The organism is Microbacterium umsixpiens, assembly GCF_053543675.1.
Genome location: NZ_JBLVOH010000112.1, coordinates 1 through 4,985 on the forward strand (window position 1 = coordinate 1; position 4,985 = coordinate 4,985).

The 4,985-nt window shown below is 64.3% G+C and carries 5 protein-coding genes and 1 pseudogene; 2 read left to right on the plus strand and 4 right to left on the minus strand.

The window, feature by feature from the left end:
• The 4 genes from ACNPM4_RS11190 to ACNPM4_RS11205 all read right to left on the minus strand — a co-directional run.
• A partial coding sequence (locus ACNPM4_RS11190; RefSeq protein WP_448985755.1) for an ATP-binding cassette domain-containing protein occupies positions 1-570 on the minus strand: 570 nt, incomplete at its 3' end.
• Positions 567-1,514 carry a sugar ABC transporter substrate-binding protein gene (locus ACNPM4_RS11195; RefSeq protein ID WP_448985756.1) on the minus strand — a complete coding sequence of 316 codons (948 nt, stop codon included), beginning with the start codon at positions 1,512-1,514 and terminating at the stop codon, positions 567-569. The genes ACNPM4_RS11195 and ACNPM4_RS11190, both read right to left, overlap by 4 nt.
• Before the next feature lie 3 nt (positions 1,515-1,517).
• Positions 1,518-2,438 (minus strand): alpha/beta fold hydrolase, encoded by a 921-nt coding sequence (locus tag ACNPM4_RS11200; protein WP_448985757.1) that lies wholly within the window; start codon positions 2,436-2,438, stop codon positions 1,518-1,520.
• 3 nt (positions 2,439-2,441) lie between these two features.
• Positions 2,442-3,395 carry an alpha/beta hydrolase gene (locus ACNPM4_RS11205; protein ID WP_448985758.1) on the minus strand — a complete coding sequence of 318 codons (954 nt, stop codon included), beginning with the start codon at positions 3,393-3,395 and terminating at the stop codon, positions 2,442-2,444.
• A gap of 120 nt (positions 3,396-3,515) precedes the next feature.
• Between ACNPM4_RS11205 and ACNPM4_RS11210 the strand changes: the two genes are divergently transcribed.
• Positions 3,516-4,505: a LacI family DNA-binding transcriptional regulator gene (locus ACNPM4_RS11210; protein ID WP_448985759.1), complete on the plus strand. Its 990-nt coding sequence runs from the start codon at positions 3,516-3,518 to the stop codon at positions 4,503-4,505.
• Positions 4,506-4,731: 226 nt separating this feature from the next.
• Positions 4,732-4,985 (plus strand): annotated as a pseudogene (locus ACNPM4_RS11215) (MFS transporter); the annotation flags it as partial.

Here is a 4,985-nt window from a genome sequence, read left to right on the forward strand (position 1 = left end):
GATGTGGGCGGCTTGGGCCGTCTCTCGGACACCGAGCGCAGCCGTCGGCTCGTCGAGGATGACGATGTGCCCGCCGGTGCGGACTGCGCGTGCGATGGCGATAATCTGGCGCTGCCCACCGGAGAGCATGCCTATCTGAGTTCGTACGGATGAGACCGTGACGTTGAGCTCATCGAGGAACTCACGGGACTCGGTCTCCATGCGGCGTCGATCAGCGAACAGCCCGCGGCGAGGGATCTGCCCCAGGAACATGTTGGTTGCAACGTCGAGGACCTCGACCAAAGCCAGGTCCTGGAAGACGGTCGCGATGCCGGCCGCGCGCGCATCCGCGGGGCTGTGGAGCGAATGTTCCTGGTCCCGCACCCATACCTCGCCGGAGTCCGGACGGTGGATTCCACTCATCGTGCGGACGAGGCTTGACTTGCCGGCTCCGTTGTCTCCGACGATGGCGAGGATTTCACCGGGGTATGCGTCCAGATCTACGTCACGGAGGGCGACGACGTGACCGAAGGACTTGGTGATTCCTCGAAGTCGCAGTGCCGGAGCCGTCACGGTTGCGGGGGCGCTCATTTGGAATCCTCGAGGGACTCGTCGAGGTTCTCCGCGGTGACGAAGACGGTTCCGGTGTCGATGTTGGTCTCGATCTCCTTGCCCTCTGACAGGGCCACGGCGTTGTCGATGCCGGTCTCTGCCATCCCGCAGAAGTCCTGCTTACTGGTCCCGTAGAGCGTGCCCTCGCGGATGCCGGCAACGACCTGGTCGGTGAGGTCGTTGACCACGCCTACGACGTCACCCTCGGCACCCTTCTCCTTGATGGCTGTCGTGATCCCCGCGACGGACGTTCCCTGCCACGACCAGATCACGGTCGTCTCCGGGTGGGTGCTGAGTGCTCGAGACACGACATCGGCCGTCTGGGACGCGTCCGCGTTATCGAAGACGGTGTCTATGATCTCAACGTTGGCGGGGAGGGCCTCTTTCAGGCCTTCGATGATGACCTCGCCAGCACCGCCGGGACCGTTGGTGACAATCAGCAGCTTCTCCGAGTCGCTGATCTCGCCGATCTGCTCGGCCACTGCAGCCCCGTACTTGGAATACGCGGTGCCGACCGTGAAGTCCTGGAGCGATGTTGCATCGGCCGTGTTGATGGTGCCGACGATGATTCCCGCGTCCTTCGCTCGCTGCATCAGCGGGTTGAATTGAGCAGGCTCGACCGGAACCATCAGTACGGCGTCGTAGCCCTGTGTGATGGCTTGCGAGATGCGGTCAACGCTGAACGCATTGTCCACGGCGAGGGCCGTTGGTCCGGCGGTGTCCGCCTTGAGTCCGAGCTCTTCGGCGTGAGCAAGGAAGCACTCGTCGAAGGTCGCCCAGTCAGGGTAGGCGGGCAGCGGGTTCGACATGAAGATGCTCTCCAGCTTGTCCGGTGCGGGAGACGCCGCCGGCGCGGAGGAGCATCCTGTGAAGATGAGTGCCGCGGCTGCGGTTGCGGCGGGGATAAGCATTTTGTTGCGCATGGTTCACTCCGTTGTGGTGGGTGCGAGCACGGAATTGTGATCGCGGGGGTTGTTAGAGGTGGTTGTCGAGGGATGCTGACGTGATGGGCTGTCGCACAGAGCCCGGGCCGCATTGGCAGCGATGGTCTCGACGATGACTGGCCATGCCTTCTGGGGCAGCTCGTGGCCCATGCCCGCCACGACTTCGAGCCGGGATGTGGAAATGAGGGCATGTAGTTCGTGCGACGCGCGCGGGTCGATAAGAGCGTCGGCATCTCCGGTGAGAACAAGCGTGGGTGCTGTGATGCGGCGCACGGACTCGGTGCGGTCCCCCGCTCTGAACACGGCGGACGCCTGCCTCGCGTTTCCGCTCTTTAGCGCGTCGCGGTCGAAGGACGCTTCGGCCAGCTCTCGCAACCACGCGTGGTCGCGGGGGTAGATGTCTTCGTCGGAGCTGCAGGCGAGTTCCCCGTCGAGGAACAGTTGTATGGCCTGCTCGCGCCCCAGATCCTCATGGTCTTCGAGGATCTCGCGGTCGACGGCTTGTGGAAGAAGCCATCGCGATGACGCTGTCGTGTAGATGAGGCTGAGTGATGCGACGAGCTCGGGGCGTGCGATGGCGAGAAGCTGGGAGATCATTCCTCCCATGGACTGACCGACGACATGCACGTGGGTGAGATTCAAGGCCTCGAGAAGCCCGGCGGTGTCTTCTGCCATATCGTCGAGTGAGTATGTGACCGAGGGAAACTTCTGCGAGAGGCCGACGTCGCGGTTGTCGAACCGCACGACGTAGAAGCCCGCGTTGACGAGCAGCTGGCAGAACTCTTCGCGCCATTTGATCATCTGGGCTGTGAGCCCCTCGATGAGCAACAGAGGGTGCGCGGAGGGATGTCCGAACGTGTCGTAGAAGAGCTCAGTGCCGTTGGCAACGGTGATGTGAGGCATTGTTCAAGCCGCTACTTTCTGCGTGCCCGATGCGCCTTTCAGAGCCGCGATGACGGTGTCGCGCCAAGTGCGTGCTGCTTCGAGCGCAGAGGTCATCAGGGGGGAAGCGTGGATCTGGCCGGGGGCGACGCGGTAGTCGACGGCGACCCCTGCCGCTCGCAAACGTTCCGCGTACATGTCAGCCCCGCCGCGGAGGAGGTCGTACTCGGCCGCGAGGATGAGGGCAGGTGGCAAGTCGCGAAGGTCAGTGGCGAGGATGGGAGATGCGTAAGGGCTGTGTGCGTCGTCGGGATCGGCGAAGAGGTCGAGCTGGATCTGCTCGAACTCAGCGGTCTCGAAGACGAATCCTGTGCCGTACTCGGCGAGGTTCGTCTGGCCGGTGAGGTCGAGAGCGGGAACTTCCAGCACCTGGAGAGCGAGCGCGGGGCCGTGCTGATCGCGCGCCCACATCGCGACAGCGGCCGCGATGTTGCCGCCCGATGACTGGCCTCCGATGATGAGCGCGTCTGGCTGAATCTCGAGCCGCGAAGCGTTGTTCGCCACCCATTCCAGAGCCGCATAGCCGTCCCTGACAGCGGAAGGGAACTTGCGCTCTGGGGCGAGGCGGTAGCCGACGGACACCACGACGACGTTCGCGCCGAGGCAGCGCTCTCGGCACGTTCCGTCGACGTAGTCGTAGTGCACGGAGCCGCCGCGGAAGCCGCCGCCGAAGAAGCTGATGAAGCCCGGATGGGGGCCCGCCGTCGGCGGCACGTAGATCAGGAGCTCCATCTCGCCGTCGATGACGGGGATGGTCACAGAGGTGCGGTGCACGTCGGACGGGTAGGGCTCGGCTAGCTGCGCGGCGAGGGTGTTCATGATCATCCGCTCCGTGGCGCGGTGTTCGAGCGGATCGGAGATCACTTCAGGTGTGGGGATCGTCGACAAGAGCTCGGCGATCTTCGGGTCCAAGGGCATCTTCGTCCTCTTCGGTGCTCGGGAGTCGGGGCGGACACGACGAAGCTTTCGTGACTGGTTAATCGTGTCAACCAGAACTGTAAGCCCTATGATTAATCGTGTCAACTAGATGGGTGGAACATGAAGCGGGTGACGATCTCAGACATCGCGCGAGCGGCGGACGTGTCTAGAGCAACCGTGAGCTACGCGCTCAACGACCGGCCGGGAGCGCGTATGAGTGATGCGACGCGCCAGCTGGTCCTGTCCACGGCAGAGAGTCTGGGCTATCAGGGTTCGCCAGCTGCCCGCGCTCTCCGCATCGGGCGCGGTGAAGTGGTGCTCTTGTTGCTCCCTGACTGGAGCACCACGGGTGAACTCGGCCGCGTCCTCAGTGAGGTCGGACGTCGAACGGCGGACATCGGGTTGGTGTGCCTGCGCTACGAGGGTCCCGATTGGAAAGGTCGCCTACGAGAACTGCTGGGCATGGTCACCGCGGCAGCCGTCGTCACCTTCGAGCCGCTGAGCCCGTCAGATACCGCGGCCGTCAAGACCGCAGGCATCCCCGAAGTCCGGGCCTGGCTCCTCGACTCGACATCGCACCCACACACCACCCATATTCATCAGTCCGACATCGTGCAAGCGCAGGTGGACCACCTGCTCGAGCGCGGCAGCGCCTCACTCGCGTTCGTTGCGGCGACTGAAGATCGCGACCTGCCGTTTGTCGAAGCGCGCCGCGGAGCGTTCCGACGGATCTGCGCTGAAAGGGGTCTCAACCTCGCTGGCGACGTCGTCCTGTCCGAAGGGGTAAACGAGCTAGGCGAGCTCCTGCCGGGGTGGATCAGGGAAAGGCATCCCCTCGGTGTGGTCGCGTTCAGCGATCCGAGCGCAGTGGCCGTTGCGACCGCAGCTGCGCAGTGTGGGTTGTCGGTACCGGAGCAGGTCAAGGTCATCGGAGTAGACGATTCGGCACTCGCCACGCTCGTAGCACCCGCGCTGACGAGCATCCACTTTGACCTTGCAAGCGAGGCGGCGTCCGTGGCAGCGGAACTCGCGGATGTGCTTTCCCTGCCTGCACCGCCGCCGGCTCAGCTAGCCGCGCCCGTTGCGGTTGTCGCCCGCGCTTCGACCTGACCGACACGTCCTCGTCCGCACGTACGCCATAGGAGGGCTGGCCTAAGGTCGCATTCCGCCTATCAGGTGCGCGAGGATAGGCGGCTCCGCGGCGACTAACTTGGGCGGGTGAGCGGAGATCGCGTAGGCGGAGAGCATCCGTCCGCTGTCGAGTAGCTTCGCCAAAGAGCGGGCCGCGCCCTTATTCCAGTACCCGTAGTGGATACCGCTTTGATAGATCGCGAACTTGGAGTTCACCTACCCGCCCGAACTCTTCACTACCGAGGTGCGCGCATCGGGGCCGGGCATCGTGACCGCCGGCAGCCGCATCGGGTCGGCAGCGAGCACTTTCCTCCCTCCCGTCGTGATCGCAGGCGCCGGTATCAACGTCGCCCTGTTTGCCTGCGTGGCAATCTTCATCGCTGGCGGGGTGGGTTGTGCGTTCTGGGCGCCGGAGACGCACCGCGAGTCTTTCGCATCGCTGGACGCGCAAGCGGACGC